Raw genomic sequence first — 23,808 nt, 5'->3', positions numbered from 1 at the left:
TTGGGTTGCGATGGTTCGCGATATATCGTCGAACTATCGCAATCACTTTTCAGGGACGGGTGGTCGAGATGACCGGATCGGCGTACGCCGCGGGCTTTCCGTGGCAGGACTTCGTGCGGCAGTTCGAGCGGCAGTTCGGGCGCGGCTGCCCGAGCTTCGACGAGATCAAGGACGAGCTGCGCGCGGCGATGACTGGCCGCCGCGCGACCCGCGGGCACCAGCAGCAGCACTTCGGGCCGCAGTGGGGGATGTTCGGCGGCGGGCAGATGTTCGGGCCGCCGTGGGGACCGCCGCCGCGGTGGCGGGGGCCCAAGGCGCGGCGTGGCGACGTACGGGCGGCGATCCTGGCCGTGCTCGCGGAGCAGCCGATGAACGGGTACGGGATCATCCAGGAGATCGCCGAGCGCAGTGGCGGCGTGTGGAAGCCGAGCCCCGGCTCGATCTACCCGACGCTGCAGCAGCTCGAGGACGAGGGCCTGGTGACGGCGGACGCGGAGGTCGGGCGGCGGACGTTCCAGCTGACCGACGAGGGCCGGACGTACGTTGCCGAGCACCAGGACGAGGTGTCCGCGCCGTGGGAGGCGATGAGCGCCCCGCCTACCGGTGACGACGAGAACGGGTTCAAGCCGCTGTTCGGGCAGGTCGCGACGGCGATGTGGCAGATCCTCGCGAGCGGTACGCCGGAGCAGCAGGCACGGGCGCGCGACGCGGTCGCCGACCTGCGCCGCAAGCTGTACGGGATCCTCGCCGAGGAGGACGACGGTACCGAGCAGGACCGTTCATGAGTTCGCAGGACCGGGACCGCCGCCGCGGCGGTCCCGCCGGCCGCCGCCGGCGCGACTGGCAGGGCTGGAACGGACCGGGATGGAGCGGCCCCGGCTGGAACGGGCCGGGTTCGAACGCTACGGGTTCGGACGGGGCCGACTGGAACGGCGACCGACGGCAGCGCAGCTGGGGTGGCGATTGGCACGCCCGCGGCTGGAGCGGCGACTGGCGAGCCGCCGCGTGGAGCGAAGCGGACCAAGAGCCAACCGCAGACATCCCCCAAGACAGCCCGTGGGACGGCCAACGCCAGGACGCGCGGGGCATAGGGGGCCGAACAGGGGGTGGTGGTGTGCCGGCGAAACGGGTGCGGATCGGGGACGCCGAGCGGGACCAGGCGGTGTCGTTGCTGAGCGACCACTTCGTGGCCGGACGGTTGACGCAGGCCGAGTTCGAGGAACGCAGCGAGCAGGCGACCCGAGCACGGTACTCCGACGAGCTCGAGCCGCTGTTCGACGAGCTGCCCAGGTCCAGAGAGCTGCAACCGCTGCAGGGCGGCCCGGGTAATCTCCGCCGCCGGCCCGGACCACCACCGGCGTTCTTGATGATCGCGCCGTTCTTGATGATCGGACTGGTGATCAGCTCGGTCGCACTGGCCGCACCGTGGCTGCTCTGGGGCATGTTCTGGCTCGTGATGATCAGCGGCATCACCCGCCGCCGCTGGCACCACCGCTAACGCCGCTGACGGGCTCGCGGGATCTCCTCCGCGAACTCGACGACGAACCCGTCCGGGTCTGCGATGTGGACCGTCCGGTGTCCCCACGGACGGTCCACAGGCCCGCTCAGCACCGGTACGCCGGCTGCGGCGAAGCGCTCTGCATACGTATTCACGTCGTCCACCATCACCACCACCTCCCCACCGGCCCCCGGCGCCACCGCCCGCCCGGTCAACCACTCGGCCCGCCGTCGCTCGTACAACGCGAACCGCACCCGCCCGGCGTCGAACTCCGCGTACCCCGCATCCGTGAACTTGTACGCCAGCCCCACCACATCCCGGTAAAACCCCACCGAAACCTTCAGATCTTCTACGTACAAGATCACGTACCCGAGCTGCTCCATGCGTCGGACGCTACGCCGCTTGTCCGCCCAGGCTGTTGCATATAAGCTACAAAGCATGAACCCGGGTGAACTGCTGACGAGTGCGCGCGAGGAGGCAGGACTGTCGCGCAGCGCTCTCGCGACCAGAGCAGGGGTCCCGACCTCCACGGTGTCGCGCATCGAGTCCGGGTCGACCGATCCGACGATCACCATGCTGACGCGGCTGATGGCAGCCGCTGGCCGGCGCCTCACAATCACGGTCGCCCCCGCCGCTCCGGCACGCGAACCCTCGATCGATGGGCTCACTGATGCCTACTCGGCCGGCAGGATTCGGAAGGTCAACTGGACGCGCCTACGCGGCTACCTCGATCAAGTTCGCGCGCATCCCGAGCTCACGGCCGACGCAATCGAGTCTCCCCCGCGCCGGACCGGCGATCCCGCCTTCGACGCACTCCTGGCCGGCATCGCGGAGAAGCTCGCGGACGACGCCGGGATTCCGCGGCCGCGGTGGACAAGATCGGTGCCGCCTGCGCCGTCCCCGTGGGAATCCCCCGGCACACCGGCCCGCGTCCGGCGCGCGCGCACACAGGCTCCAGCGCAACTGGCTGCCCGGAACATCTGGCTGGCCGCCCACGACCTCTGGCGTGACGCAGCTTGAGTTCCTCCGGCGAGCCAGTCGGTCCAGCCGTCCTCGGCAAAGCCGAGATCGTCGCACATCTTGGAGAGCTCGCAGACGAACTCGCAAGGCGAGATCTCGTCTGCCGCCTCGTCGTGGTCGGCGGCTCGTACCTCGCTCTGCACGACCTCCGAGAATCGACGGCAGACATCGACTCGCTGACCAAGCTGACCACTGAAGTGCAAGTCGTCGTACGGCAGATCGCAGACCGGCATGGCCTGCGGTCCGATTGGATCAACGACTCTGCGGTGCCATTCACGCCCACGGGGCTGGAACTCGACGAGTGTGAGGTGCTCTACGGACACAGCAATCTCACGGTCCTCGGACCGTCTCCTGACCAGGTCTTCCTGATGAAGCTGCTGGCCGGACGGGCGCCCGATCACGAGGACATGATCGTCCTGTGGCCGAGGTGCCGATTCGGCAGCGCCCAGGCAGCTGTTGGTGCCTACCATTCCGCCTACCCGTTCCAGGAACACGATCCGCATCTAGTGGAGTACGTGCAACAGATCGCCGATCAGGCAGGGCAGCTCTAGTCCGTGGACACGCGAGCTGGCGGTGGGGTGGGGCTGGTTTGATGGGGGCATGACGTCTGTACTGCGGTATGCGGCCTTTACGTTGGATCCGGCTGGGGGTAATCCGGCTGGTGTGGTGCTGGATGCGCGTGGTCTTGACGACGACACGATGCAGGCGATTGCCGCCGACGTGGGGTACTCCGAGACCGCGTTCCTCACCGAGGAGGCGACCGATGTCCAGCCGGTGCGCTACTTCTCTCCCAAGGCCGAGGTCCCGTTCTGCGGGCATGCGACCGTCGCGACGGCGGTCGCGATCGCCGAGCGGAACGGTCCGGGCGAGATCGTGTTCTCGACGGCTGCCGGCCTGGTGCCGGTCATGGTCGACGACGACCTGCGCGCCACGCTGACCAGCGTCGAGCCGCACGTCGAGGAGGCCGGCGACATCCAGGACGTACTCAAGCTGCTCGGCTGGTCAGCCGAGGAGCTCAATCCCGAGTTGCCGCCGAGGATCGCGTACGCGGGCGCGCGGCATCTCGTCCTGAGTACGGCGACCAGGCAACGACTCGCTGACCTGGAGTACGACTTCGACGGGCTGACCGCGTACATGCTCGAACGCGATCTCACCACGCTGCAGCTCGTCTGGCGGGAGTCGCCGACCGTCTTCCACGTACGCGATCCGTTCCCGGTCGGCGGTGTGGTCGAGGATCCGGCGACGGGTGCGGCCGCGGCGGCGTTCGGCGCGTACCTCCGTGAGCTCGGCCTGGCGCAGCCGGCCATCACGCTGCACCAGGGCGACGATCTCGGGCGCCCGAGCCTGATAACGGTCGAACTGCGCCCCGACGACAGCCGTGTACGGGTCAGCGGCAACGCGGTACCGATCACGGCACCCGCGTAAGCCACTCCTCGGTGCCGAACTTGGCCGCGACCCGCTCCTGAGCGAGCTCGACGGTCGCGGCGTCGATCGCGCCGGCTTCGAGCCCGTACCGGTTCCGGAACGTACCAACCATCCGCGAGATCACGTCAGCGCGGTCGAGACCGGTCTGGCTGCGCAGCGGGTCGACGCGCTTGTTGGCGCTCGTGGTCCCCTTGTCGGAGAGCTTCTCCCGACCGATCCGCAGTACCTGGACCATCTTGCCCGCGTCCATGTCGTAGGCCATCGTCACGTGGTGCAGTACCGCACCGCCGGCGAACCGCTTCTGCGCGGCGCCCGCGATCTTGCCGGCCGGCGAGGTGATGTCGTTGATCGGCTGGTAGGTCGCCGCGATGCCGAGATCGTTGAGCGCACCAATGACCCAGTCGTCGAGGAACGCGTACGAGTCGACGAACGACAGCCCGGAGACGAGCGACTCCGGAACGTACAGCGAGTAGGTGATCGTGTTGCCCGGCTCCACGAACATCGCGCCGCCGCCGCTGATCCGGCGTACGACAGTCACGTCGTGCTTGGCCGCCCCGTCCAGGTCGACCTCGTTCCGTACCGACTGGAAGCTGCCGATGATGACCGCGTTCGACGCCCACTCCCAGACCCGCAGCGTCGGCGGGCGCTCACCCGAACCGACCTGCTCGGTCAGCACCTCGTCGAGCGCCATCTGCAACGCCGGCGCCCGCGGTACGTCGTGGACGAACTGCCATTGATGGTCACGCCAACCTGTTGCCCCGGTCAACGCACGCCGGACGGCAACCGCGACCGACTCGGGTGCGAACCCGATCATCTCGACGCCGTCACCGAGCGCCCCGCGGACCCGGGCGGCGATCTGCGCCGCGGCCGTGTCCACCTGGAGGCCGGCGAGCGCACCGTTGATCCGCTCGAGCGCGTCGTCCGGCTCGAGGAAGAAGTCGCCGGAGATCTGCGCGGAACGCACCCGCTCGTCCACCACGTCGAGGTCCGCGACGACGAGCTTCCCGCCCGGGACCTTGTACTCACCATGCATATTCATCACCAACTTGCTCTGGTCAACGGTTGTTCCCCGACGCATACTCCGCCCCATGACGGAGATGAGCATGAACAAGGCGATCCATGCCGCCGTCCGGCGGGACCTGGATCGATTCCTCGACGCACTTCGGCGGTTCCCGGCCGGGGACCGTACGCGGGCTGCTCAGCTCGAGACAGCCTGGCAGAACTTCGACGCCCAACTCACCCGGCACCACGAGGGTGAGCACGAGATCTCCTGGCCGGCGTTGGAAAAGCTCGGCGTGAGCCGGGACCTGCTGGCGCAGCTGGACGCCGAGCACGACACGATGGCGAGCGCACTCGCGGCCGCCCGTACGACGATGGGAGCGCTCCAGCGGTCCGCCACCGCAGACGACGCGGCCGCCGCGCACACCGCGATGCAGGAACTGCAGCGGGTCACGGTCCAGCACCTCGACCACGAAGAGGCGGAGATCGAGCCCGTCTACCTGGCGAACGAGGGCTCACCCGAGCTGAAGGCGATGGGCCGCGAGTTCTCCAAGGTCGGCCCCGTCCAAGGCGGCACCTTCTTCGCCTGGGTCCTCGACGGCGCCACCCCCACCGAGTCCGCCGCCATCACCACCACCATCCCCAAACCCGTACTGATCCTCCTCACCACCCTCTTCGCCCGCACCTACCGCAACTCAATCTCCCCCACCTGGCACCCCTGACGCCGGACGGACGCCGAACTTCTCCCACACGAACCGCCAGAACAGCCGCACCGCATCCGCTACCGGACGATCGATCACCTCGTCACGCCCACTCAACGACAGGTGCTCGATCCGCACCGTTCCAGGAGCCGGCTTGCGAAGCGAGCTGGGCGACCGGACCGCGATCACCTCGTACGGCGGCCCCGTGAGCGGCCGCGGCAGCACAAGAATGTCGTGCATCGACAAGGTTCCCGCCAGCAACTCAGTGGACTCGGTCCGGATCACGCTCTCCGCCACAGCGACCATGTGCTCGAACTTGGGGTGCTCGTCCGCCATCCCGCGAAGGAACTCGTACGTCTCGTCCCACGGTTGTTCGAAGAACGGGCCTCCGGAACCCAGGGTGCGCATCGGCCAGCTGCGTCAGGCGGCGAGTTTTAGTTGGACGGCTACGTGGCGGACGTGGGTTCGGACGGTGTTGATGTCTGGGGAGGCGTCTACCTCGTGGTGGATGCCGCGGGCGGCGTAGAAGTCGAACAGGGGTGCGGTCTGTTCGTGGTAGACCTCGAAGCGCCGGCGGATGACGTCTTCGGTGTCGTCCGAGCGGTGCTCGATCTCGGCGCGCTTCAGCAGCCGGGTGACGAGCGCGTCGGGGTGCACCTGCAGGACGACGGCGGCGTCGAGCGAACGCCCTTGCCCGTCGAGGATGCCGTCCAGGACACCGGCCTGGTCCAGGGTGCGCGGGTACCCGTCCAGGACGAAGCCGGGACGGGCATCCGTCGCCGCGAGGCGGTCGCGGACCATGTCGTTGGTGACCTCGTCGGGTACGTACTCCCCCGCGTCGAGGTAGCGCTGCGCGGTCCGGCCGAGTTCGGTGCCTTCCGCAATGTTGCGACGGAAGAGGTCGCCGGTGGAGATGACGGGCACACCGAGGTACTCGGCCAGGTGGCCGGCGTGTGTTCCCTTACCCGCCCCCGGCGGGCCCATCAGCAAGACAGTCGTCACCGCGCGCTCCTGACTCTCGGTAAGCCCCTTAGATTATGGGACCGGCCGCCGTCGCGGTACGGCGTACGTCACTCTGATGTTCCGAAGTAGGTCACACCCGCGCATTACTGTCCGCGAGCCAGCTCAGAATTCCATTTCCGGACGGAGCTCGATCACATCGCCGGGTCCCGCGAACTTGGCCGCCAGCTCCTCGGCCCGGTCCCGGGTCGCGCAGTCGAGGACGAAGAAGCCGGCCAGCTGCTCCTTCGACTCGGCGTACGGGCCGTCGGTGCTGACCGGCTTCCTTCCGTCCGAGCGGTACGTCCGCGCAGTCGACGGGGCGTCCAGTGCGAGCCCGCTGACGAGTTCCCCGGATGCCGACAGCTCGGCCAGCATCTCGTCGAACTCCTTGCCCATCGCCGCCCGCTCGTCCGCCGGCACTGCCTTGCCGATCTCGGTGAAGTCGATCGTCGGGTGCCCCCACGGCTGCGGGTTGGAGTGGATGAGGACCACGTACTTCATGAGAGAACCTCCAGGTTGTGCCGGTACGCCGTGCTGCGCCCGTGCACCCCGAACGTCGTAGAGGCCGACAGGCCCTCGACATTTTGCCCGAATGTATTCCAGCTCACATTCGGTCACACTCTGCCCACCGCGCTCCGTCAGCGCTTCAGAACCCACAGAACGGAGCGAATCCCATGACCACGATCCTGGTGACGGGCGGAACCGGAAACATCGGCAGGCAGGTGGTGCCGCTCTTCCAGGCGGCCGGCCGTACGGTCCGGGTCCTCAGCCGGAACGCGGGCGACCGCGGCGACGGCGTCGAGTACATGGCCGTCGACCTGCTGAAGGGCGACGGGCTGGACCAGGCCGTGGCCGGCGTCGACGTGATCCTGCACCTGGCCGGCGGGCCGAAGGGCGACGATCTCGGCACCCGCAACCTGGTCAAGGCGGCCGAGCAGGCGAAGGTCGGCCACCTGGTGCACATCTCGGTGACCGCGGTCGACAAGTTGCCGCTGACCTACTTCAAGTCCAAGCTCGGCGCCGAGCAGGCGATCCGCGGGTCGTCGATCCCGTCGACCGTACTGCGGGTCGCTCAGCTGCACGACTTCGCCTGGAACACGGTGCGGGCGATGGCGAAGCTGCCGGTACTGCCGATCCCAGGCGGGATCCGGTTCCAGCCCGTCGACGGCCGGGACGTGGCCGTACGCCTCGCCGAACTCACGCTCGGCGAACCGCAGGGCCTCGTCGCCGACCTGGTCGGACCGACGGTCTACAGCCTGGGCGAACTGGCCCACGACTACCTCCGGGCCACCGGCAAGCACCGGTTGTCGCTGCCGATCCGCGTACCCGGCAAGGCGGGCAAGGTGTACCGCGCGGGCGACAACCTGACGCTGACCGGCGCCGATGTCGGTACTCACACCTGGGACGAGTTCGTCGCCGCCCAGCGTGCTGCCGTCCGGGTGTAGGGCTCCAAGAGCTCCACCAGGTCCGGTGCAGGGCGACGCGCGATCCCGGCGAGCAGATCGGCCACCTGGACCCGCGGGTCGTCCCGCGAGTCCACCTGGACGAACGACTTCAGCGGCGGGGGCTGCAGCTGTTCGGCGAGGTACGCACCCAGCCGGGCGACCCGTCCTGGCGTGAGCGCACTCTGCTCGTCGTGCACGACAGCGACCGAGCGTCCGCCGGCGCTCCAGTGCAGCAGCGTCGAGGCGAGCGCGGGCACCAGCGGTTCCAGCGGCGGCGGAAGCTCCGGGTCCTCGTCGATCAGCCGCTGCATCATCTCCTCGACCCGCGCCCGGGTCACGGGGCGCAGCGCCGCAACGTCGGCCGGTATCGTCGCGATGAACCGGTCGACCGCCACGTGATCCATCAGCCGCACCCGCTTCGTCCGGGTGAGGTCGACGAACGCGCCCAGGAACCCGGTCCGGTGCCGCAGCGCCGCGACCACCTCCGAATGATCCGTACCGAGCCCGGTTCCCGCTCCGTACGACGGCTCCTCGGTGAACAGCTCGAGCACCCGCGCGGCGACGTACGCGGTCTTGTCGATCGACAGCACGTGGGCACGCCCGCGCAGCTCCGCGAGCAGCCACTCGAGTGCGGGGCGCTGCTCGGGGCGCAGCAATTGGTTGGACTTGAACTCCGAACGCCGGCGCAGGCGGTTCCGCAGTACGGCGATCACGTCGGCGGCCGCGGCGGTGTCGAGGTCCGTACTGGCATGGGTAATGACGGGCGAGGCGGGGTCGAGCAGGTTGGTTCCGGAGAACCCCGACTCGTCACACGCGATCTCGACCCAGGACTGAGAAGTCACAAAGGCTCCAAGGCTGGTCGACTGCACACTTCGGAGCCCGTCGGTATGGACGGGCTTGATCGGCGACAGAGCGCGATCAGAAAGCGGCAGCAGCCGGAGCAGCGGACATGCACCCATCATCGCCGAACCAGCGGCGCCGGCGCGACGAGTTTTCGGTGGACAGCTCGACAGTACGTATATGTCCACTAGGCCTGATCCGGCCATCAGCTGAGCGTGGCCGAGTTGCCAGTGGACATATACGTACTGTCGAGCTGCACAACAACCTCGCTAGAAGTCGGCGGCGGCTGGGTGCATGAGGGCGCGGATCTCGACGGAGCGGTCGGCGGCTCGTGCGTCCGGCAGCAGGTGGGCGAGTTCGACGGCGCGGTCGCGGCTCTCGACGTCGACCACGTAGTACCCATCGATGCGGGTCGGCTCGCTCGCCGGCAGCTGGACGGACAGTTGCGGGTCGGCGAGCAGCTCGCCGCCGACCAGTTCGCCGGCGTCGCGCGCGACCCGCTCGAACTCGTCGCGTGGCAGGCGTGCGTCACCGGCACCCTGCAGGATCAGTAGGAACTTCATCGGCGCTCTCCTCTCCTAAGTACGACGGAGCCGAGCGGGCACTCTTGACATGATGGGCCGATGTTCGTGCACACCGAGCGGCTGACCGTGCGCCGCTTCTCGCCCGCGGACGCCGAGCAGTTCGCCGCGTACCGCTCGGATCCGGTCGTCGCCCGCTTCCAGTCCTGGGAGCCGCCGCTGCCGCTCGCCGACGCGCAGCAGACCGTCGAGCGGTTCGCCCAGGGTGATCCGAAGGCACCCGGCTGGTTCCAGTACGCCGTCGACCTGGACGGCGTACTGATCGGCGATCTCGGTCTGAACCTGCACGAGAACCTGCTGCAGGCCGACCTAGGCTTCACGCTCGCGGCGCAGTACCAGGGCCAGGGCTACGCGTCCGAGGCTGTGCACGGCCTGCTCCAGCACCTCTTCGTCGACCGCGAACTGCATCGGGTGAGCGCCGAGGCGGACGCCCGCAACACCGCGTCGGTCCGGCTGCTCGAACGCGTCGGCTTCACCCGCGAAGGTCTGCGGCCGTCCAACACCTGGTTCAAAGGCGAGTGGACCGACGACGTGCTGTTCGGCTACCTGCGGGACGACTACCTCAGCCGGCCGCAGCCCACGCCCGCGCCGTCAGCCTGATCGCCCCGTCCGCACCGATCGGCAACCGTTCCCGTACGGCGTCCCGCATCGCCTCCTGGTCCGCGGCGTCCAGACTGCGCAAGTACGCCGGTGCGACGCCCTGCCCGCCGAGGAACGGCTGCCAGTAGTCGTCGAACGACTCGAACACCGTCGGTACGACGATCTCCCGCGTCCGCACGTCCTCGAATCCGGCCTCGCGGAACAGTCCCTCCAGGCCTTCCGCCGTACAGAACGGGAAGCGGCGGCCCTCGTCGTGGTCGCGGTCCTGCGGGCGGAGGTCGGCCATCGCGTCGAAGAAGTACCGCATCAACTGCATGCCGCCTGCGTAGTCCCAGACGTAGACGGCGACCGTCGTACCGATCTCGCGCATCCGGCGCAGCGCCTCGACGCGGTCCGGGATGAAGTTGAGCACCAGCCCGGCAACGATCACGTCGTACGGCCCGTCGGGCAACTCGGCCGCGGACCGGACCTCGAAGCCGGCCCGCGGATCGTCGACAGCCTGCCGGGCGTACTGCACGAACCCCTCCGACGGGTCGACGCCGAGCACCGACGCCGGGTCCGCCGTCCGCAGGATCGTGCTGGTCAGCGCGCCCGTACCGCAGCCGACGTCGAGCCAGCGCTGCCCCGCCGGCCGATCCAGCCAGCCGGTGAACTCAGGCGCGACGAGCCTGCTCCAGCGGCCGACGTACGACTCGTAGATTCCCCCACTCGACCATTCGCTCACTTCCGCAGGATAGAAGGCAGCGCGACTCCCGTCAGGGTCTCGGAGACCTGCCACAGCCGGGCGTTGACCGCCTGGTCGGTCGCAGTCTTCGGGTTGCGGACGACGGTGGTCGGACCGACCAGACCGAGTCGGTGCGCCGGGCCGTAGAACGCGCCGGCCTCCGCGGCCGGATCGGCGGCGGCGAACAGCAGCGGCTCGGCGCCGATCTCGACACCCTGCGACGGCAGCGGGTTCAGGCGGTAGCCGAGCCGGACGAGGGCCGACGGGCGCTCGCGCCCGAGGCTGGAGCCGGCGGCCATCAAGTTCGTCCGGGTAAAGCCCGGGTGCGCGGCAACGCTGCGGAGACCCCAGTCCTGGTCGGTCGACAGCTTGGCGAGGTGGTTGCTGAGCATCAGGTCGGCGAGCTTCGACTGGGCGTACGCCGGCATCCGCCGATAGCGCCGCTCCCACTGGAGGTCGTCGAAGTTGAGCTTGCCCAGGTACGCCGCACCGCTCGACATGGTCGCGATCCGCGGCGCCGGAGCGGCCAGGATCAACGGCAGCAGCCGTACGGTGAGCGCGAACGGGCCGAGGTAGTTCGAGCCGAACTGCAGCTCGAAGCCGTCCGCCGTGGCCATCCGGGTCGGCGGATGCATCACACCGGCGTTGTTCACCAGCAGGTCCAGGTGCGACTCGTCGGCGGCGAGCCCGTCGGCGAAGTCCTGTACCGAGGCCAGGTCGGCGAGGTCGATCCGCCGCACCTCGAGCTGCGCGTCCGGGACCTCGGACAGGATCTCCGCGCGCGCCGCCTCGCCCTTCGCCGGGGTCCGGACCGCCATCACCACCCGGGCGCCGGCCGCGGCGAGCCGCTTGGCCGTCTCCTTGCCGGTGCCGCTGTTGGCACCGGTCACGACGACGAGCTTGCCGGTCTGATCGGGGACGTCGTACATGCTCCACACTCCATAAAAGACTGATGGTCTGTTATGGCTACGACGTTATCAGACCGCTGGTCCGATAACAACAGACCGTCGGTCTGTAGACTGGGGGCATGACTTTCCAGCGCGCCCGGAGCGCGGAGCAGCGGGCCGAACGGCGGCGGGCGATCCTCGCGACCGCGGCCACGATGCTGACCGAGCTACCGGTCGCCGACCTCAGCCTGAACGAGCTGAGCCGCCGCGTCGGCCTGGCGAAGTCGAACGTGCTGAACTATTTCGACTCCCGCGAGGCCGTCCTGCTCGAGCTGTCGAGCAGCGAGCTCACGGACTGGGTGTCGGATCTGGACGCGGCCGTCGGCGACCCACAACCCGACCTATCGGCCGGCGAGCGCGCCGAACGACTCGTCGAAGCCATCGTCGGCACGCTGGCGCGGCGGCCGGTGCTCTGCGACCTGATCAGCGCGCAGGCGGCGGTGCTGGAGCGGAACATCACCACGGAGACCGCGCTGTCGTTCAAGCGCGCCGCGGCGGTCAGCTACCAGCGGATGATCGCGGTGGTGGTCAAGACCCTGCCGGAGCTGGGCACGGACGGGGCGGGCCACTTCATCGCCACCGCGAGCCTGCTCGCGGGGGCGATCTGGAGCCACTCCCACCCCGTCCCTGCCATCCTCGCCGCCTACGAGGCCGATCCGTCGCTGGAAGCGATCCGGATGGCGTTCGAGCCGGCGCTCACCGACAGCCTGAAAGCCTTGCTGTACGGCGTTCTGCCTCGGAGCTGATCAGGGCAGGTAGTAGTTCGGGTTCGGCAGCTTGAACGTACGGTCGGCGAAGCCACCCTTGAGGTCGGAGTACTGGTCGCCGAAGTTCGCGACGATGTCGTACCCGAGGGACTCGATATGGGCGCGGGTCGCCGACTTGTAGTGGATCGTCGTGCAGGATCCGTTCGGGTCGTTCGCGCAGGCCTTCTTCAGGTACGCCGGGTAGTCGGCGACGGCCGGCTTGGTGAACAGGCCGTCCTCACCGTCGCGCAGGGCGGTCGGCTTCGGGTAGCCGGCGTCGATGCCGATCCCGTCCGAGGTCAGGTTGCCCAGCGTGGCCTGCTCCTGCGCGGCACCACGGCCGGTCAGGAAGAAGATCGCGTAGCCCTCGCGCTCGGCGGTCTTCACCAGGTCGACCATGCCGGGTACGGCCGGGAACTTCTGGTTCAGCACGTAGTCGGCGTTGGTGGCCGGGTTGTACGCCCAGTTGCTGGCGATCTCGTAGTTCCAGGTGGCCAGCGCGGTGTCGTCGACGTCCAGCAGGATCGCCTTGGTCTTGTGCGTGTGCCGCGGGACCGAGATCCAGCGGGTGCCGGCCGCGGCCGCCTTCTGCGCTTCCTTCGCGTAGTTGCTGTCGGCCGCGAAGGTGCCGGAGCCGAGCGGGTCGCCGTAGTAGTTGCGCAACTGCTGGCGCAGTACGTCGATGTTGGTGACCTGCTTCTCGCTGTGCGGTGTCGACGTCTGGATCGCCGGCTGCTGCGTCGCGGCTCCGGCCGAGTACGCGACCCCACCGACGACCGATGTCATCGCGACCGCGGCGACGCTGGTCAGGACCATGCGGCGGGACGGCCGGCGCCAGGAACGGAATGCCATGGTGACCTCTTCAGAACGGGAATGCTTGCCAGGGCAAACTAACCCCGTTCTGGGCCGGTCGGGTACGCGACAAGGGGAATCCTGCGCTCAGACCTGCTTTACGTAGCGATGGCACGGCACCGGCAACGTTGTCTCGCCGACCGCTGCCGGGTAGTCGAAGGCACCCGCGTCGGTCCAGCCGCTGCGTTCGTAGAACCGGCGCGCGCGGGCGTTGCCGGTCGCGACGGCGAGCCAGGCCTCGGCGTGGCCGCCGGCCCGCACCTGCCGCTCGGCCTCCGCGAGCAGGGTTCCGGCGATCCCGGATCCGCGGTGGCCGCTCCCGACGTACACCTGCTCGACCTCGTCCCCCACCACCATCACGAACCCGGCCACCTCCTCGCCGACCACGGCGACGGTGGTGTCCGCGATCCGTTCCGCCGCACGCGTCCAGAACGATTCTTCGGTCCGTACGGCAACCAGCGCGTCCGGTACATGCCCGAGATGCCCGTCCCGCCAGCCGGCGTACCAGATGGCGGCAATCGCACCAGCGTCCCCAGACGCAGCAGGTCTCACAGTCATGCGGTCAGCGTAAGCACCAACGAGGCAGAAGCCATCCCGAGAAAGAACACCGCGAGGAAGAACTGCGCGGTGTAATCCGCTGCGCGCACATGCGTGTACAACGCGCACACAAAGAACAGGACCAACCCGATCGCCGCAGCCGCAACCAACGCAGGCAGGTGGGCAAGCAGACCGGCGAGCAGGCCGACTGCGCCCGCGGTCTTCAAGGTCCCGATCGGGAACGTCAGCCAGGACTCCGGTACGCCGGCCTTCACCATCCCCGGCAGGATCGCCTGCCAGTGCAGCATCGCGGCAATACCGGAGAACGCGTTGATGGCGATCGTCACCACGACCACAAGCTCGGTGCCCATCTCAGTACGCCACAGCTAAGGTCTGCCGAATCGTCTCCGGCTGTTCGAGAGTCGCCAGCATGCAGGCCGCAGCATCCGCGCGCGCCAGCCGATGAGCTTGGGGCAGCTCCTCGCCGACAGCCACCCGGTACGTACCGATCGGCGGGTCGTCGTTGAGCAGCGGGACGCCGACCGAGGTCCAGTCGAGGTCCGTTGCCCTGAGCATCGATTCGACGGTGGCGATGTCCGCGTAGTGCTTGCGCATCACAACGCCCGCGATTCCACTCAGCACCCGTTCCCGCACCGGCCGATGCCGTACTGCGCGCGGCAGGCCGATCCCGGCGACGCTCACGATCACGAGCCGCCGCGCCGTACCGGCCAGCATCGCGTCGATGATCGCGCGGGTCCCGGCCGAGACGATGCCCGTGTCGGCGCGATGGCGTGGGCCGAGGCCGGACAGTACGGCGTCCGCACCGTCGACGGCCGCGCGCAGTACGTCCGGATCCGCTGTCAGCAGGTCGGTACGCACCGTCCGTACCTCACCGCGGAACGCGTTCGGATCCCGTACCACCGCGGTCACTTCGTGGCCGGAGGCAACGGCTTGGCGGAGGAGCTGGCGGCCGATGCCGCCGGTCGCGGCGAAGATCGTCAGCTTCACTGCGCCACCTCCAGCCGGGCGAGCTTGTCCGGGTTGGTGATCGCGTAGATGCCGGTGACCTGATCGCCGTCGACGTCGAGCACGATGACGGCGAACGGCGTGTCGCCGGACAGCAGCAGCGCGGACGGGTCGCCGTTGATCAGCCGGAAGCGGACGTCCAACGACGGTACGGGCCGCCGGACCCGGTCGCCGATGATCAGCGGGGCGATCCGGTCCCGGCCGAGGATCGGATGCAGGCCGGCCGCGCGGGCCTTGCCGCCGCCGGCGGCCCAGAGCGTGACGTCGGGCGCGAGCACTTCCATCAACGCGTTCAGGTCTCCCCCGACGATCGCGTCGACGAACCGCTGCGTCACCTCCAGCCGTACCTGTGGATCCGGGGCGAACCGCGGCCGCCGGGCCTGCACGTGCTCCCGGGCCCGATGAGCGAGCTGCCGTACGGCGGCCGGTGTCCGCCCGACGATCTCCGCGATCTCGGACAACTGGTAGCCGAACACCTCGTTCAGCACGAACACCGCGCGCTCCAACGGCGTCAGCGTCTCCAGTACGACGAGCACCGCCAGCGACACCGCCTCGCTCCGCTCCACCGGATCGATCGGCGTCACCAGGGGCTCGGGCAACCACGGCCCGATGTACTCCTCCTTGCGCCGGTTGATCGACGTACGGCGAGTCAGCGCAGCGTTCACCGCGACCCGCACGAGGTACGCCCGCGGGTTCTGCACCTCCGTACGTCCGGACCAGGCGAGCCACGTCTCCTGGAGGACGTCCTCGGTGTCCGCGACGCTGCCCAGCACGTTGTAGACGATCGAGAACAGCAGCTCCCGGTGTTCCAGGAAGTCATCCGTTGCGTTCATACCAGCTAGGAGTCTGCGCGGCGCCGAAGTGTGACATCAAGGTAGAGGGCCGGTGAACCCGCGGAGGATCTGCGAATGCTGGACAGCCCGCTGTTCCTCACCGAGGACCTGGCCGACGTGGTCCGCGACGCAAGCGAGCGTGACCGGGTGCACGATCCGGCGAAGCTGGTGCAGGCGACCGCGTACGTGACGTCGCAGGCCGCCTCGCTGAGCAGCCCGGAGTACGACAACATCGGCGCGATCCAGAGGCCGGAGGCCTACCTGGACACCGGTCTTGGTGATGTCTGGACGCAAGAGCGGCTGGCCGACGTGTGGCCGCGAACCGCCTCCGCGAACGCCCTTCCGGCCGAGCAGGTCGCCGACTTCGCCTTCGCCGGCCGGAACCCGGAGGCTGCGCAGGCCACCCGCGCGCTGATGACCGAGGTCGTGCGGCAGCAGGGCGGTACCGCACCCGGTCCCGACGACTACGCCGCGCTCTCGGACTGGATGCTGTCGGTGAAACCCGACCGGCGCTGGGAAGAAGTGATGACGCTGCTCCCGCACACCGACACGCTCCCGGAGCGCGATCGCTGGCAGGCGGAAACCACGCTGTACCAGGGCTTCGAGGCCGCCGTCGAACAGGGCAAGCCGGAGTTGGCGGCCGCCGCGGTCCGCACCGTCGCCGAAAAGGTAGATCCAATCCTCCGCAAAATCACCCACGACGCCGCCCTCACCGCAGCCCACGGCGCAGTCAGCGCCGGTAGTGCAGTCAGCGCCGGCGGCGCCATCAGCGCCGGTAGCGGCACCGGCACGATCACCAGCGCCGGCGCCGACCGAGCCGGGCCAGGCCGACGCCCCGCCGGCCCCGGCCGTCGAGGGCACGGGCTCGGCTGACGCGGCGGGGGCTCAGCTGATGCAGCCCGCTCGGCTGACGGGGCGTGGCGCGGCGGGTGGGCGACTACTCCGGGTCGTACGCGAGGTTGGGGCGCAACCAGCGCTCGACGTCGGCGACCGGAAGGTTGCGCCGTACGGCGTAGTCCTCGATCTGGTCACGTCCGAGCCGGCCGACGCTGAAGTACCGCGAGGCCGGGTGCGCGAAGATCAGGCCGCTGACCGCAGCGGCCGGCGTCATCGCGTACGACTCGGTCAGCCCCAGACCGAGCTGCTCCGCCTCGAGGAGCTCGAACAGGTCCTTCTTCTCGGTGTGGTCCGGGCTCGCCGGGTACCCGAGCGCGGGCCGGATGCCGCGGAACCGCTCCGCGTGCAGATCCTCCAGTACGGGCTGGACATCGGGCTCGAACCAGGCCTTCCGCGCCTCCAGGTGGATCCACTCCGCGAACGCCTCCGCCAGCCGGTCGGCCAGCGCCTTCACCATGATCGCCTTGTAGTCGTCGCCCAGCTCCTCGTACGACTTCGCAAGCACCTCGGCGCCGTGGATCGCGACCCCGAACCCGCCGAGGTGATCGCCCGCCGGAGCGATGTAGTCGGCCAGGCTGCGGTTCGCCCGGCCGGCCGGCTTCTCGGTCTGCTGGCGCAGCATCGGGAACGACCGGTCCAGCCCGTCGAGGACGATGTCGTCGCCCTCGCTGTGCGCCGGCCAGAATCCGTACACACCCTGGGCCGTGAACGATCCGTTGGCGATGATCTCGTCGAGCAGGGTGTTCGCGTCGTCGAACAGCTCCCGCGCGACCGGCTGCTCGAGAATCGCCGGATACTTCCCCTTCAACTCCCAGGCCAGGAACAGGAACTGCCAGTCGATCATCGCGCGCAGGGTCTCGATGCTCGGCGTGACCCGCTTCATCCCGGTGAATGCCGGCACCGGCAACTCGCCGTACTCCACCGGCTCCTTGTTCGCCCGGGCCTCGGCCAGCGTCAGCATCGGGGCACGCTGCTTGTTCGCGTGCTGCTCGCGGAGCCGCTCCTGCTCAATACTGTTGCTCTTGGCAAGCGCCTCGGCGCGGCCCTCGTCGAGCAGGTCGGAGACCACCCCGACCACCCGGGACGCATCCAGCACGTGCACGGTGGTTTTCTCGTACGCAGGGGCGATCCGGACCGCTGTGTGCTGCTTGGAGGTCGTCGCACCACCGATCAGCAACGGGAGTTTCAGCCCGCGGCGCTGCATCTCGGCCGCCACCGACACCATCTCGTCCAGCGACGGCGTGATCAGCCCGGACAGGCCGACCGCATCCGCGCCCTCGGCGACCGCGGTGTCGAGAATCCTTGCCGCCGGCACCATAACGCCCAGGTCGATGACCTCGTAGTTGTTGCAGCCGAGCACCACGCCGACGATGTTCTTGCCGATGTCGTGGACGTCGCCCTTCACGGTCGCGAGCACGACCTTGCCCTGCCCGCGGACCATCTCCGCACGGCCTTCGCGGCGGGCCTGTTCCTTCTCCTCCTCCATGAACGGCTCGAGGTACGCGACGGAGCGCTTCATCACGCGCGCGCTCTTCACCACCTGCGGCAGGAACATCTTGCCCGCGCCGAACAGGTCGCCGACGATCTTCATCCCGTCCATCAACGGGCCCTCGATCACCTCGAGCGGACGCGGCAACAGCTGCCGCGCCTCCTCGGTGTCGGCCTCGATGTAGTCGACGATGCCGTGCACGAGCGCATGCGACAGGCGTTCCTGGACCGAGCCCTCCCGCCAGGTCAGGTCGACCTCACGTTGCTTGCCCTTGCCCTTCACGTTCTCCGCGAACGTGACCAGGCGATCGGTGGCGTCGTCGCGACGGTCGAAGATCACGTCCTCGACCAGCTCGAGCAGGTCCTTCGGGATGTCCTCGTACACCGCGAGCTGGCCCGCGTTCACGATTCCCATGTCCAGGCCGACCTTGCCGGCGTGGTACAGGAAGGCCGAGTGCATCGCCTCCCGGACGATGTCGTTGCCGCGGAACGAGAACGACAGGTTCGAGATACCACCACTGATGTGGACGCCGGGACAGCGGTCCTTGATCAGCGGCAGCGCCTCGATGAAGTTCTTCGCGTACCCGTTGTGCTCGGACATCCCGGTCGCGACGGCCAGTACGTTCGGGTCGAAGATGATGTCCTCGGCCGGGAAGCCGATCCCGGTCAGCAGGTCGTACGCGCGGCCACAGATCGCGACCTTGCGCTCGACGGTGTCCGCCTGGCCCTGCTCGTCGAACGCCATCACCACCGCGCCGGCACCGAAGTCCATGATCCGCCGGGCCCGGTCGAGGAACTCCTCCTCGCCCTCCTTCAGGCTGATCGAGTTGACCACGCCCTTGCCCTGCACGCAGCGCAGGCCGGCCTCGAGCACCGACCACTTCGAGCTGTCGATCATGATCGGGATCCGGGCCACCTCGGGCTCGGTCGCGATCAGGTTCAGGAACGTGGTCATCGCCTGCTCGCTGTCCAGCAGGTCGGCGTCCATGTTCACGTCCAGCAGGTTCGCGCCGCCGCGCACCTGCTCGAGCGCCACGTCGACCGCGGCCTGGTGGTTGTCGCCCTCGATCAGCCGGCGGAACTTCGCCGAGCCGGTCACGTTGGTCCGCTCGCCGATCATCACGAACCCGGTGTCCTGGCCGATCTTGAACGGCTCCAGCCCCGAGAACCGCGTGGTGTGATCGGTCGGTACGACGGCCCGCGGCTTCAGGTTCTGTACGGCCTCGGCGATCCGCCCGATGTGCGCCGGCGTCGTACCGCAACAGCCGCCGACGATGTTGACCAGCCCGGACTGCGCGAACTCCTCGATCATCCCGGCCGTCTCGTCGGGCGTCTCGTCGTACCCGCCGAACGCGTTCGGGAGGCCGGCGTTCGGGTGCGAGGCAACGTAGGTACCGGCGAACCGGGCCAGGTCGACGACGTGCGGGCGCATCTCGGCGGCACCGAGCGAGCAGTTCACGCCGACGACCAGCGGGTTCGCGTGCTCGACCGAGCTCCAGAACGCCTCGACGGTCTGGCCGCTCAGGGTCCGGCCACTGAGGTCGACGATCGTCACCGAGATCCAGAGCGGCAGCTGCGGCGCGACCTCACGGGCCGCGGCGACGGCAGCCTTCGCGTTCAGGGTGTCGAAGATCGTCTCGATCAGCAGCAGGTCGACACCGCCCTCGGCGAGCGCGGCGATCTGCTCGGCGTACGTCTCCTTGACCTGCTCGAACGTGACCGCGCGGTACGCCGGATCCTCGACGCGCGGGCTCAGCGACAGCGTGACGTTCAGCGGGCCGATCGATCCGGCCACGAACTTCGGGCTGTCCGGGGTCGCGAACTCGTCGGCCGCCTGCCGCGCGAGGCGGGCGCCGGCCAGGTTCATCTCGCGGACGTACTGCTGCAGGCCGTAGTCGGCCTGGCCGATGCTCGACGCCGTGAACGTGTTCGTGGTGGTGATGTCGGCGCCGGCCGCCAGGTACTGCCGGTGGACGTCGAGGATCACGTCCGGACGGGTCAGGTTGACCAGGTCCGGGTCGCCGGTGACGTCGTGCGTCGCGTCGTTGTAGCGGTCCGGCTGATAGTCCTCGGGCATGAGCTTGGCGTTCTGCAGCATCGTGCCCCAGGCACCGTCCAGCACGACGATCCGCTCGTCGAGCAGCTCGCGCAGCGCGGTCTCACTCATCTGCCGTCCCCTCCAGAAACGATCTCCGGAGGCGCCCTTGCAGGGTGCACGCGGGCTTCGCCGGCTGTGCACTCAGGTCGAGCGTGGCGGACCCTCGGCCCGTTGCAGCGCCTCTCGGCCTGGATCGTCCATGCTAGCGGCGTCACCCCGCGCAGCCAGCACCAGAGATCACATTCTGAGACGGTGTCTCACGGGGTGATCAGGGTCTGCAGGCCCGGCGCGTACAGCGCGACGATCGCATCCAGGTCGGCGGCGGCGATGACACCGGTCCGGTCGATCGCGATCGCGGCGCCGAGGCCGAGCAGCTGGGCGGTGACCAGGGCGGCCCGCAGCTCGGCGTCCGCGCCGGTCAGCCGCGCGATGAACGCACGGGTGACCTGGTCGCGGAAGTGCTCACGGATCTGCGCCCGCTCGTCACCCTTGCCGGCCGCGAACACGACCCGGACGAGCAGGTCCTGGTCGTTCTCCCGGCGGTACTCGACCAGGGTCCGGACGGCGTGCTCGGCGAGCCGCTCGTTCGGAGCGGCGAGCAGCAGTTGCGCCGCCTCGCTGAAGTCGGCGACCCGTTCGAAGAGCGCTTCCTTGCTGCCGTAATGCTTGACGATCAGAGCGGCGCTGACCCCCGCGTCCGCCGCCACCCCGCGGAGCGTGACCGCCTCGTACGGCTCGCGGGCGAACGCCTTCCGCGCCGCGCGCAGGATCGCCGTCCGCCCCGGGTCCGTCACGCCGTCGTCACCTCGTACGCCGGCTCCTTCCGGCGTACCGGAATCAGCAGCACCAGGCCGGCCGCGACCACCGCGGCGACGCCCGCGATCACGAACACGGTCAGGTACGCCGACAATGCGGGCGCGACCTTGCCCGCCTGGGAGATGGCCACGTTGGCCAGCACCGTGGCCACGATCGTGCTGCAGATCGCCTGCCCGATCGTGCGCATCAGCGTGTTGAGGCCGTTCGCGGCGGCTGTTTCGCTCACCGGAACAGCATGCATGATCAGCGCCGGAAGTGCCGAGTACGCGATGGCGGTACCGGCCGACACCACCGTCGCACCGACCACGATCCCGGCGACGTTACTGCTGGTGAAGAGCCGCACGACGTACCCGGCCGCCATGATCACCGACGCGATCGCGAGCGTGAACCGCGGACCTCGCACGTTGGAGATCCGCGCCGACACCGGCGACAACAGCACCATCGCGACACCACCGGGCAGCAGACACAGGCCGCTCACCACGATCGACTTCCCCAGGCCGTACCCGGTCCAGGTCGGCTCCTGTACGAGTTGCGCGGTCGAGAGCGAGTTCGCGTAGAAGGCGAAGCCGATCAGCAGCGCGCCGAGGTTCGTGAACAGTACGCCTGGACGCGCGGACACCCGGAGATCGACGAGCGGGCTCTTGACGCGTAGCTCGTACCAGCCCCAGAACGGGACGATCAGCAGCGCGAAGACGTACAGACCGATGAGTTTCGGGGCGCTCCAGGCGTTGCTCTTGGAGACGGCGAGCAGCAGGCAGACCAGGAACGCGCTCAGGCCGAGCGCACCGACGAAGTCGAAGCGGCCGCTGCTGCGGACGGCCGACTCGGGGACGATCAGCAGCACGAGCACGATGTCGAGCACGCCGAGACCGAGGTTGATCCAGAACATCGTGTGCCAGTTCGCGTACTCGACCACCAGCGTCGCGGCCGGGATGCCGAACGCGGCGCCGATCCCCAGCGTCGAGCTCATGATCGCGATCGACGGGATCACGCGGTGCTGCGGCAGCTCGTCGCGCAGGATGCTGATCCCGAGCGGCACCACCGCCACCGCCGCACCCTGGAACGCGCGGCCGACGATCAGTACGGTCAGATCGGAACTAATTGCGCAGAGCAACGAACCGACGATCATCGACGACAGTGCGATCAGGAGCACCCGGCGCTTGCCGTACATGTCGCCGGCGCGCCCGAGCAGTGGGGTGAACACGGCCCCGGTCAGCAAGGTGATGGTGATCAGCCAGCTGACGTCGGACGCCGGGCTGTGCGTGATCTCGGGAAGTTCAGGAAGCAGCGGTACGACGATGGTTTGACTGATCGAGACCAGCACACCGCAAAACGCGAGCGCAGCCAGAACCAGACGTGGACGAACAACAGGCCGAACGCTCAAGCGAAGTCCTCACAGGGGCAACAACTGTCAACTCAACAATAGTAAACACCCGTTCACCACCCCGCAGCCCCCACCCCAGTTGCACCCCCACCCCGCAGTCGTCTCGCCCCGCACCCCTCCACCTGCCCCCACCCACAGCCGTCTCCCACCCCGCACCCGTCTCCCACCCCACAGCCGTCTCCCACCCCACGCCCGTCCCCACCCCGCCCAGGCACAGCCCCACCCACGCCCTCGCCCATCCCGCACACTCCCCCCACCTTGTCCCCGCCCCGCCCAGGTATGGCCTCACCCACAGCCCTCGCCCGTCCCGCACACTCCCTCCCCCCAACGACCCGGCCAGCCGCACCGCCCCAACCAACGCCAACCGCACGGGCCGCATCCAATTCCCGGACCCCAACCAGACCCGATCGCCACCCGACCCCGGATGTCCAAGCCGCCAGCCCAAGCCGTCCGCCGAAGCCGTCGGGCACCGCCCACCCGGCCGGCCCGCCCGCCCGAAGCCGTGGCACCCGAGCCTCTCCCCACCGACTCGTGGCAAACGGCTCCACCCCCAAAACCCGAGTCGTGGAATTCGGCCCGCAAAACCCCACCAAACCCAGCCAAATCCAACGACTCAACAACCACAACCCGCCCACGACGAGCCCGACCCGCAAAGGACCCACGAGCGCCCCACCCGACCAGGCCCCAAACCCAGCCCCGGCACCCCGGCCCCGCCATCAGTCCGAGTCGTGGCAAACGGCTCCACCCGTGTACGCCGAGTCGTGGATCCAGGTCGGCGTACGGCACCAATTTCCACGACTCGGCGAACCGCAGACGGTCGTCCCGGCCAACCCGTTCGGTTGCGTCCGGCGGGGAGCTGGGGTCCGGCAGGGCGACAGATCCCGCCGGCCGGTCGAGTGATTCACCAGACCACGCCAAGGCAGGTTGCCGAGGACGTACGTGGGGTGGGCGATGAGTTGCAGTTGGGCACGTCGCCGAGGACACGCACGGGCGGCGTGGGCTGCAGCGGACCGGACCGGGCCGGCCGGGCGGATGTGGCGTTTGCGATCGGCTGCGATGGGCGGCTGCGTACGTGGGTGGGCGACGGGCCGCGCCGGACGAGCGTGACATGGGCGATCGGCTGCACTGGTGAGCGACGGCCGCGCCGGGCGAGCGTCGCGTGGCGTGGCGTGCGCGTGCGTGGCGTGCGCGACTGGTGGGTGGATGTGTGTCGGGGGCGGATGTGGCGGTGGGTGGGATGGGGGTGGACAGGGGGCGGGCCCGGCGCTCGGGGAGGGGGTGCGGCGGGCCCGGGGGGGGGGTCGGTTGGGGGGGGGGGGGTGGGGTGGGGGGGGGGGGGGGGTGGGGTG

27 protein-coding genes are annotated in these 23,808 nt (G+C 69.0%); 10 read left to right on the top strand and 17 right to left on the bottom strand.

What is annotated here, in order from left to right; genetic code table 11:
* The first annotated feature begins 68 nt into the window (after window positions 1-68).
* On the top strand, window positions 69-785 hold the full coding sequence (locus tag ACGFI6_RS32970) for a PadR family transcriptional regulator (RefSeq protein WP_393125581.1): 717 nt from the start codon (window positions 69-71) through the stop codon (window positions 783-785).
* A complete protein-coding gene (locus ACGFI6_RS32965) occupies window positions 782-1,498 on the top strand; it encodes a DUF1707 domain-containing protein (RefSeq protein ID WP_393125579.1) in 717 nt (238 codons plus the stop codon). The genes ACGFI6_RS32970 and ACGFI6_RS32965 overlap by 4 nt, the downstream gene beginning before the upstream one ends.
* On the opposite strand, the gene ACGFI6_RS32960 is transcribed toward ACGFI6_RS32965, so the two are convergent.
* A complete protein-coding gene (locus ACGFI6_RS32960; RefSeq protein WP_393125577.1) occupies window positions 1,495-1,881 on the bottom strand; it encodes a VOC family protein in 387 nt (128 codons plus the stop codon). The genes ACGFI6_RS32965 and ACGFI6_RS32960 overlap by 4 nt on opposite strands.
* Before the next feature lie 55 nt (window positions 1,882-1,936).
* On the opposite strand from ACGFI6_RS32960, the gene ACGFI6_RS32955 reads away from it, so the two are divergent.
* From ACGFI6_RS32955 to ACGFI6_RS32945, 3 genes are read left to right on the top strand one after another with little or no spacing between them, the layout of a single operon-like run.
* Window positions 1,937-2,518 (top strand): helix-turn-helix domain-containing protein, encoded by a 582-nt coding sequence (locus tag ACGFI6_RS32955; RefSeq protein WP_393125575.1) that lies wholly within the window; start codon window positions 1,937-1,939, stop codon window positions 2,516-2,518.
* Window positions 2,515-3,069 carry a DUF6036 family nucleotidyltransferase gene (locus tag ACGFI6_RS32950; RefSeq protein WP_393125573.1) on the top strand — a complete coding sequence of 185 codons (555 nt, stop codon included), beginning with the start codon at window positions 2,515-2,517 and terminating at the stop codon, window positions 3,067-3,069. The genes ACGFI6_RS32955 and ACGFI6_RS32950 overlap by 4 nt, the downstream gene beginning before the upstream one ends.
* A gap of 49 nt (window positions 3,070-3,118) precedes the next feature.
* Window positions 3,119-3,943, top strand: coding sequence for a PhzF family phenazine biosynthesis protein (locus tag ACGFI6_RS32945; protein WP_393125571.1), 825 nt, complete (start codon window positions 3,119-3,121; stop codon window positions 3,941-3,943).
* Here ACGFI6_RS32945 and ACGFI6_RS32940 read toward each other — a convergent pair.
* Window positions 3,927-4,976, bottom strand: a complete 1,050-nt coding sequence (locus tag ACGFI6_RS32940) for a biotin/lipoate A/B protein ligase family protein (protein ID WP_393125569.1) — start codon at window positions 4,974-4,976, stop codon at window positions 3,927-3,929. The genes ACGFI6_RS32945 and ACGFI6_RS32940 overlap by 17 nt on opposite strands.
* Window positions 4,977-5,031: 55 nt before the next feature.
* Here ACGFI6_RS32940 and ACGFI6_RS32935 point away from each other — a divergent pair, with 55 nt between their 5' ends.
* A complete protein-coding gene (locus tag ACGFI6_RS32935) occupies window positions 5,032-5,664 on the top strand; it encodes a hemerythrin domain-containing protein (protein WP_393125568.1) in 633 nt (210 codons plus the stop codon).
* Here the strand turns inward: ACGFI6_RS32935 and ACGFI6_RS32930 are convergent.
* The 3 genes from ACGFI6_RS32930 to ACGFI6_RS32920 all read right to left on the bottom strand — a co-directional run bounded on the left by ACGFI6_RS32930 (window position 5,638) and on the right by ACGFI6_RS32920 (window position 7,146).
* Entirely contained in the window at window positions 5,638-6,051 is a 414-nt protein-coding gene (locus tag ACGFI6_RS32930) for a hypothetical protein (RefSeq protein WP_393125566.1), read from the bottom strand. The two genes, ACGFI6_RS32935 and ACGFI6_RS32930, sit on opposite strands and share 27 nt — an antisense overlap.
* Window positions 6,052-6,063: 12 nt before the next feature.
* Complete coding sequence (locus ACGFI6_RS32925) at window positions 6,064-6,645, bottom strand: adenylate kinase (protein WP_393125564.1); 582 nt, start codon at window positions 6,643-6,645, stop codon at window positions 6,064-6,066.
* Window positions 6,646-6,768: 123 nt separating this feature from the next.
* Entirely contained in the window at window positions 6,769-7,146 is a 378-nt protein-coding gene (locus ACGFI6_RS32920) for a YciI family protein (RefSeq protein WP_393125561.1), read from the bottom strand.
* A 173-nt stretch (window positions 7,147-7,319) separates the two neighbouring features.
* On the opposite strand from ACGFI6_RS32920, the gene ACGFI6_RS32915 reads away from it, so the two are divergent.
* A complete protein-coding gene (locus ACGFI6_RS32915; RefSeq protein WP_393125559.1) occupies window positions 7,320-8,090 on the top strand; it encodes an SDR family oxidoreductase in 771 nt (256 codons plus the stop codon).
* Here ACGFI6_RS32915 and ACGFI6_RS32910 read toward each other — a convergent pair.
* Window positions 8,039-8,932 carry a hypothetical protein gene (locus tag ACGFI6_RS32910; protein WP_393125557.1) on the bottom strand — a complete coding sequence of 298 codons (894 nt, stop codon included), beginning with the start codon at window positions 8,930-8,932 and terminating at the stop codon, window positions 8,039-8,041. The genes ACGFI6_RS32915 and ACGFI6_RS32910 overlap by 52 nt on opposite strands.
* A gap of 267 nt (window positions 8,933-9,199) precedes the next feature.
* Window positions 9,200-9,493: a YciI family protein gene (locus tag ACGFI6_RS32905; protein ID WP_393125555.1), complete on the bottom strand. Its 294-nt coding sequence runs from the start codon at window positions 9,491-9,493 to the stop codon at window positions 9,200-9,202.
* A 60-nt stretch (window positions 9,494-9,553) separates the two neighbouring features.
* Between ACGFI6_RS32905 and ACGFI6_RS32900 the strand changes: the two genes are divergently transcribed.
* The gene (locus ACGFI6_RS32900) at window positions 9,554-10,111 is read left to right on the top strand and encodes a GNAT family N-acetyltransferase (protein ID WP_393125553.1); all 558 of its coding nucleotides are present in this window, start codon (window positions 9,554-9,556) and stop codon (window positions 10,109-10,111) included.
* On the opposite strand, the gene ACGFI6_RS32895 is transcribed toward ACGFI6_RS32900, so the two are convergent.
* Together ACGFI6_RS32895 and ACGFI6_RS32890 are read right to left on the bottom strand one after the other, a co-directional pair.
* Entirely contained in the window at window positions 10,074-10,835 is a 762-nt protein-coding gene (locus ACGFI6_RS32895) for a class I SAM-dependent methyltransferase (protein WP_393125551.1), read from the bottom strand. The genes ACGFI6_RS32900 and ACGFI6_RS32895 overlap by 38 nt on opposite strands.
* Window positions 10,832-11,764, bottom strand: coding sequence for an SDR family oxidoreductase (locus ACGFI6_RS32890; protein ID WP_393125549.1), 933 nt, complete (start codon window positions 11,762-11,764; stop codon window positions 10,832-10,834). The genes ACGFI6_RS32895 and ACGFI6_RS32890 overlap by 4 nt, the downstream gene beginning before the upstream one ends.
* A gap of 98 nt (window positions 11,765-11,862) precedes the next feature.
* Here ACGFI6_RS32890 and ACGFI6_RS32885 point away from each other — a divergent pair, with 98 nt between their 5' ends.
* Window positions 11,863-12,528 (top strand): TetR family transcriptional regulator, encoded by a 666-nt coding sequence (locus ACGFI6_RS32885; RefSeq protein WP_393125547.1) that lies wholly within the window; start codon window positions 11,863-11,865, stop codon window positions 12,526-12,528.
* On the opposite strand, the gene ACGFI6_RS32880 is transcribed toward ACGFI6_RS32885, so the two are convergent.
* The 5 genes from ACGFI6_RS32880 to sigJ all read right to left on the bottom strand — a co-directional run bounded on the left by ACGFI6_RS32880 (window position 12,529) and on the right by sigJ (window position 15,776).
* Window positions 12,529-13,380 carry an HAD family acid phosphatase gene (locus ACGFI6_RS32880; protein ID WP_393125545.1) on the bottom strand — a complete coding sequence of 284 codons (852 nt, stop codon included), beginning with the start codon at window positions 13,378-13,380 and terminating at the stop codon, window positions 12,529-12,531.
* Between the two features lie 87 nt (window positions 13,381-13,467).
* Window positions 13,468-13,938 (bottom strand): GNAT family N-acetyltransferase, encoded by a 471-nt coding sequence (locus ACGFI6_RS32875; RefSeq protein ID WP_393125543.1) that lies wholly within the window; start codon window positions 13,936-13,938, stop codon window positions 13,468-13,470.
* Window positions 13,935-14,288 carry a DoxX family protein gene (locus tag ACGFI6_RS32870; RefSeq protein WP_393125541.1) on the bottom strand — a complete coding sequence of 118 codons (354 nt, stop codon included), beginning with the start codon at window positions 14,286-14,288 and terminating at the stop codon, window positions 13,935-13,937. Before ACGFI6_RS32870 ends, ACGFI6_RS32875 begins: the two co-directional genes overlap by 4 nt.
* 1 nt (window position 14,289) lies before the next feature.
* Entirely contained in the window at window positions 14,290-14,925 is a 636-nt protein-coding gene (locus ACGFI6_RS32865) for an NAD(P)-dependent oxidoreductase (RefSeq protein ID WP_393125539.1), read from the bottom strand.
* On the bottom strand, window positions 14,922-15,776 hold the full coding sequence (sigJ, locus tag ACGFI6_RS32860; RefSeq protein ID WP_393125537.1) for an RNA polymerase sigma factor SigJ: 855 nt from the start codon (window positions 15,774-15,776) through the stop codon (window positions 14,922-14,924). Before sigJ ends, ACGFI6_RS32865 begins: the two co-directional genes overlap by 4 nt.
* A 75-nt stretch (window positions 15,777-15,851) precedes the next feature.
* On the opposite strand from sigJ, the gene ACGFI6_RS32855 reads away from it, so the two are divergent.
* Entirely contained in the window at window positions 15,852-16,649 is a 798-nt protein-coding gene (locus ACGFI6_RS32855) for a hypothetical protein (protein WP_393125535.1), read from the top strand.
* Window positions 16,650-16,713: 64 nt separating this feature from the next.
* Here ACGFI6_RS32855 and metH read toward each other — a convergent pair whose 3' ends face one another.
* The 3 genes from metH to ACGFI6_RS32840 all read right to left on the bottom strand — a co-directional run bounded on the left by metH (window position 16,714) and on the right by ACGFI6_RS32840 (window position 22,459).
* Window positions 16,714-20,328, bottom strand: a complete 3,615-nt coding sequence (gene metH / locus ACGFI6_RS32850; protein ID WP_393125533.1) for a methionine synthase — start codon at window positions 20,326-20,328, stop codon at window positions 16,714-16,716.
* Between the two features lie 188 nt (window positions 20,329-20,516).
* Window positions 20,517-21,053 (bottom strand): TetR family transcriptional regulator, encoded by a 537-nt coding sequence (locus ACGFI6_RS32845; protein ID WP_393125531.1) that lies wholly within the window; start codon window positions 21,051-21,053, stop codon window positions 20,517-20,519.
* Entirely contained in the window at window positions 21,050-22,459 is a 1,410-nt protein-coding gene (locus ACGFI6_RS32840; RefSeq protein WP_393125529.1) for an MFS transporter, read from the bottom strand. The genes ACGFI6_RS32845 and ACGFI6_RS32840 overlap by 4 nt, the downstream gene beginning before the upstream one ends.
* Window positions 22,460-23,808: the final 1,349 nt, after the last annotated feature.

It is taken from the genome of Kribbella sp. NPDC048928, from assembly GCF_043197975.1.
Taxonomy (GTDB): Bacteria; Actinomycetota; Actinomycetes; order Propionibacteriales; family Kribbellaceae; genus Kribbella.
Note: the sequence above shows the minus strand (reverse complement) of the source record. Positions and strands in the feature narration are given on the sequence as shown.